This window comes from Actinomadura logoneensis (assembly GCF_003428695.1).
In the GTDB taxonomy this organism is placed as follows: Bacteria; Actinomycetota; Actinomycetes; order Streptosporangiales; family Streptosporangiaceae; genus Spirillospora; species Spirillospora logoneensis.
Genome location: NZ_QURH01000824.1, coordinates 1 through 4883, shown reverse-complemented (window position 1 = coordinate 4883; position 4883 = coordinate 1). Strand labels below are relative to the sequence as shown.

Annotated in this window: 3 protein-coding genes and 1 pseudogene; 1 reads left to right on the top strand and 3 read right to left on the bottom strand. The window is 73.0% G+C overall.

Features of this window, described 5'->3' with window-relative positions; translation table 11 throughout:
• Positions 1 to 108: 108 nt before the first annotated feature.
• The 3 genes from DZF91_RS28210 to DZF91_RS28200 form a co-directional block, all read right to left on the bottom strand.
• Complete coding sequence (locus tag DZF91_RS28210) at positions 109 to 1434, bottom strand: ABC transporter substrate-binding protein (protein WP_117360160.1); 1326 nt, start codon at positions 1432 to 1434, stop codon at positions 109 to 111.
• Positions 1431 to 2657 carry an ABC transporter ATP-binding protein gene (locus DZF91_RS28205; protein WP_117360159.1) on the bottom strand — a complete coding sequence of 409 codons (1227 nt, stop codon included), beginning with the start codon at positions 2655 to 2657 and terminating at the stop codon, positions 1431 to 1433. Before DZF91_RS28205 ends, DZF91_RS28210 begins: the two co-directional genes overlap by 4 nt.
• Positions 2658 to 2953: 296 nt before the next feature.
• Positions 2954 to 4075: a M24 family metallopeptidase gene (locus DZF91_RS28200; protein ID WP_117360158.1), complete on the bottom strand. Its 1122-nt coding sequence runs from the start codon at positions 4073 to 4075 to the stop codon at positions 2954 to 2956.
• A 343-nt stretch (positions 4076 to 4418) separates the two neighbouring features.
• On the opposite strand from DZF91_RS28200, the pseudogene DZF91_RS28195 reads away from it, so the two are divergent.
• Positions 4419 to 4883: pseudogene (locus tag DZF91_RS28195) on the top strand (GAF domain-containing protein); the annotation flags it as partial.

The window sequence follows — 4883 nt, the reverse complement described above, 5'->3', positions numbered from 1 at the left end:
GTCCGCGGCCGCGGGCGACGGCTCCCGCCCATGCGGCGTCTGGTCCTCGGAGGGCGTCCCGTCCTCGCCGGGCGCCGTGTCCTTAGGAGCCGTCATGGGGGAACCGTCCTAGCTCTTGAAGGCCTTCGCGGCCTGGGACTCGAGCTTGTCCTGGGCGCCCTTGACGTCGGACGGCTTCTGCAGGAAGCCGCGCAGCGCCTCCCACTCGCCGGAGCCGGGGGTGCCGCCGAAGGCGGCCGGGGCGAGGTCGGACATGTCGTAGCGCGCGGAGTCGCCGGCCTTCTGCATGGCGTCGACGAGCTGCTTGGCGATCGGGTCGGAGTAGGCGTCCGGGCCGACGTTCTTGTTCGGCGACAGGTACCCGCCGAGCTTGGCCCAGGTCTTGCCCGCGTCCGGCGAGGCCAGGAACTTCATCAGCGCCATCGCGCCCTTGCCGTCCTTCAGCGCGACCGCGACGTCGCCGCCGAGGACGGCCGGGGCGGTGCTGCCCGCCTTGGGGAACGGGAAGACCTGCGCGTCGGTGCCGACCTTGGCCTTGGTGGTGGAGATGTTCGCGGCGGCGAAGTCGCCGCCGTAGACCATGGCGGCCTTCTCCTGGCCGAAGACCTGGGTGACCGACTCGTCGAACTTGGTCTTGGTCGCGCCGGCCAGGCCGCCCGCCAGCCACTCCGGCTTGCCCCAGATCTTCGCGAGGGTCTGGAGGGCCGTGGCCACCGACGGATCGGTCCACTTGATCTCGTGCTTGGCCAGCTTGTCGTAGTTGTCCGGCCCGGCCTGCGACAGGTAGACGTTCTCGAACCAGTCGGTCAGGGTCCAGGAGTCGGACGACGCGCCCGCGACGGTGAACGGCGTCTGCCCGGCGTCCTGCAGCGTCCCGGCGGCCTTGACCAGCTCGTCGAAGGTCTGCGGCGGGTTCACGCCCGCGTCCTGCAGCACCTTCGGCCGGTACCAGATGATCGACTTGTAGGCGGCCTTGGCGAGCACGCCGTAGGTCTGGCCCTTGGCCGAGGCCAGGTTCTTCCAGTACGGCGAGAAGTTCTTGTCGAGCTCGGCGGTGACGTCCGGCGTGAGCGGCTTGAGCTGCCCCTTCGCGGCGTACTGCTGGAGCAGGCCGGGCTGCGGCAGGATCGCCACGTCCGGCGGGTTCTTGGCCGCGATGCGGGGGCCGAGGTAGGCGTCGGTGTTCTCACCGGTGGACGCGTAGGAGACCGTCGCGCCGGTCTGCTTCTCGAACGCCTTCAGGACCTGCCGGAAGTTCTGCTCCTCCGTGCCCGTCCACTTGGCCGCGACCTCGATCTTGACGCCCTTGAGCTCGCCGCCCTGGGCCGAGCCGCCGCCGTCGCCCTTCTTGTCGTCGCCGCCGCCGCACGCGGCCGCCGAGAGCGCCAGGCCCACGGCGACGGACGCGCCGATGAACCGCATGCCAGTCCTCATTCCTCATCCTCCCTGGGCGAACCGGCGTCCGCGCCCCAGATCGCGGCGCCGGATTCGATATCGAAGAAGTGCAGGCGCCCGGTGTCCACGTGCACGGTCACCGGGTCGCCGGCCTTGACCGTGGTGCGCGGGCTGAACCGCGCGACCAGGTCGGTGTGCTGGTCCTCGAGCGCGCCGAGGACGTCGGTGCCGGCGTCCCGCGCCAGCTCCCGGGTGTCCTCGGTGACCACCCGGGCCGCCTGGACGGTGAAGTGCACCAGGACGTCCGAGCCCATCGCCTCCACCAGGTCGGCGGTGGAGGTGAGCGTGCCGCCGCCCGCCGCCGTGACCAGGTCGGCGTCCTCCATGTCCTCGGGCCGGATGCCGACCACGACGTCCCGGCCGAGGTACCCGCGCAGCGCGGGCCGCTCGGTGAACACCGCGGCGGGCAGGTCGAGGGTCTGCCCGCCGACGGTCAGCCGCGGGGACGCCTCGTCCCCCGACAGCGCGCCCTGCAGCAGGTTCATCGCCGGGGAGCCGATGAAGCCCGCGACGAACAGGTTCACGGGCCGGTCGTACAGTTCCTGCGGCGGCGCGACCTGCTGGAGCACGCCCTTCTTCATCACCGCGACCCGGTCGCCGAGGGTCATCGCCTCGGTCTGGTCGTGGGTGACGTAGACGGTCGTGACGCCCAGGTCGCGCTGGATGCGGGCGATCTCGGCGCGCATCTGGACGCGCAGCTTGGCGTCCAGGTTCGACAGCGGCTCGTCCATCAGGAACGCCTGCGGCTTGCGGACGATCGCGCGTCCCATCGCCACCCGCTGGCGCTGCCCGCCGGACAGGTTGCGCGGCTTCTTGTCGAGGTACTCGGCCAGCCCGAGGATCTGCGCGGCGCGGTCCACCTCGCGCCGGATCTCGTCCTTGGGCACCTTGCGCAGCGACAGCCCGAAGCCGATGTTGTCGCGCACCGAGAGGTGCGGGTAGAGCGCGTAGCTCTGGAACACCATCGCCACGTCGCGGTCGCGCGCCGGAACCCGGTTGACGACGCGGTCCCCGATCGCGATCTCGCCCTCGGAGATCTCCTCCAGGCCCGCGAGCATCCGCAGGGCGGTGGTCTTGCCGCACCCGGACGGCCCGACCAGCACCAGGAACTCGCCGTCCGCTATGCCGAGGTTCAGGTCGGTCACGGCACGGGTTCCGTCGGGATACACCTTCCCGACCCCGCGCAGGGCGACCTCTGCCACGGTCCCTCCTCCCTCTGCGGGCCGGAACGGCCCGGCGTTTCGTGTTACTTCGCTGTAAAACCCCGCCGGATGCTCAAGGTGGTACAGGGCGACGCCAGGAGTGCGCAACAGCCGCGCCACGCGGGGCTCGCTTTGGTATGGAGATCGTTATAACCCCGTGAACGCAACGGGGGCGGACCCGCCGTGCGGGCCCGCCCCCGTTGCGGAGCGGTGTGGACCGGCCGTTGCGTAACGACCGCGAACGACGTGGTGCGCCGTACCTCGCGCGCCCTACCTCGTGCGCCGGTCCTCGTGGGTCAGTCGATGACGACCAGGCCGTGCCCGGTCCTGTTCATCGCCTCGTAGCCGTCCTCGGTGCACACGACGATGTCCTCGATGCGCGCGCCGTGCGGCCCGGTGTAGATGCCCGGCTCGACCGAGAAGGCCATGCCCGGCTCCAGCGGCTCGGTGTTGCCCGCGACGATGTACGGCTCCTCGTGCGTCTCGATGCCGATGCCGTGCCCGGTGCGGTGGATGAAGTACTCGCCGTACCCGGCGGCGGCGATCCGGTCGCGGGCGGCGGCGTCGACCGCCTCCGGGGTGACGCCCGGACGGACCGCCTCGCAGGACGCGCGCTGCGCCTCCTCCAGCACCGCGAAGTACGTCCGGTACTCGGCGGGCGGCTCGCCCACGCAGTAGTTGCGCGTGGAGTCGGAGCAGTAGCCGCTGGGCATCTGCCCGCCGATGTCCACCACGACCGGCTCGCCCTCGCCGATGACCCGGTCCGACAGCTCCGCGTGCGGGTTCGCGCCGTTCGGCCCCGACCCGACGATCACGAAGTCGACGGTGGTGTGGCCCTCCGCCAGGATCGCGTCGTGGATGTCGCGGCCGACCTCCCGCTCGGTGCGGCCCGGCCGCAGGAACTCCGGGACCCGCCGGTGCACGCGGTCGATCGCCTCGCCCGCCTCGCGCAGCGCGGCGACCTCGGCGGGGCTCTTGCGCATCCGCAGCTCGCGCAGCACCGTCCCGGCGAGGACCTGCTCGACGCCCGGCATCGCGTCCCGGAACCGCAGCGTCATCATCGCCCACATCCGGTCGGCGAGCCCGACCTTCCCGCCGGACGCGCCGAGCCGCCGCGCGACCAGCGCGTACGGGTCGTCGGTCTCGTCCCACGGGACCAGCTCCACGCCGAGCGAGCCCGCCGGGGACTCCTGCGCGGCGGGCAGCTCCAGCCGCGGCACCACCAGGAAGGGCTCGCCGTCGGCGGGCACCGCCAGGCAGGTCAGCCGCTCCAGCGGCAGCGCGTCGTAGCCGCTGACGTACCGCAGGTCCGGTCCGGGCGTCAGCAGCAGCGCCGCGAGGCCCGCCTTCGCGGTCGCCTCCTGGACCGTCGCGACGCGCTCGCGCGGATACAACGCCCTTGTCACATCCGTGTTCATGCTGGTCGCCGGGTCTCGTGCGCGCGGGGGCGCGGCACGGGGACCCCGCTTCCCCCCTCCCTTGGAAACGGTCCTGTTACATTCTGTACATGCTCCGACACAGCCATGCCATGTCCGGATACCGGTCCAGGATCGCAGGGGTCCGGGCACGATGTCGCGCGGGGACGCCTCCGGCGCACCGGCGCGGCCGGGTCTGACCGCGCCGGGAGTTCCCGTGACGCCTCAGCCGCAGAGCGCGGACCCGTCCGAGCCGCCGGGAACCGGCGCCCTCGATCCCGCCTCCGTTCCCGGTCCCGCCTCCGTTCCCGGGCCGGGCCCCGGGCCTGCCGCACGGTCCGTTCCGGTGTCCGACCCGGTCCCCTGCCCTCCCTCGCCCGGCGGGCCGCGGACCGAATCCCGGTCCGAACCGTGGTCCGGACCGCGGTCCGAGCCGTCGTCCGCGCCTCCGGCCGCGGCGCGGTACCCGGCCGCGGCCTCGCTCGGCGACGCCCGCTCCGGTGTCGAGCTGGCGCGGCGGCTGGCCGAGGAGGCGTTCGCGCGGCTGGGCGCCGAGACGGTCCTGCTCACCGCGCTGGAGCCGGACGGCGCGCTGCGGTTGGCCGGGGCGCACGGCCTGCCCGCCCGCGTGGTCAGCGGCTGGGCGCGTATCCCGCCGCACGACGGGATCGGCATGGTCCGCGCGGTCCGGGACGGCGCGGCGCTGTGGACGGCCGGACCGCCGGACCTGGTGCTGGCCGGCGGTGCCGCGCGTCCACCCGGCCCGTGCTCGTGCCTGCCGCTGGCGGTCGCCGGACGCGTCGTCGGCGCG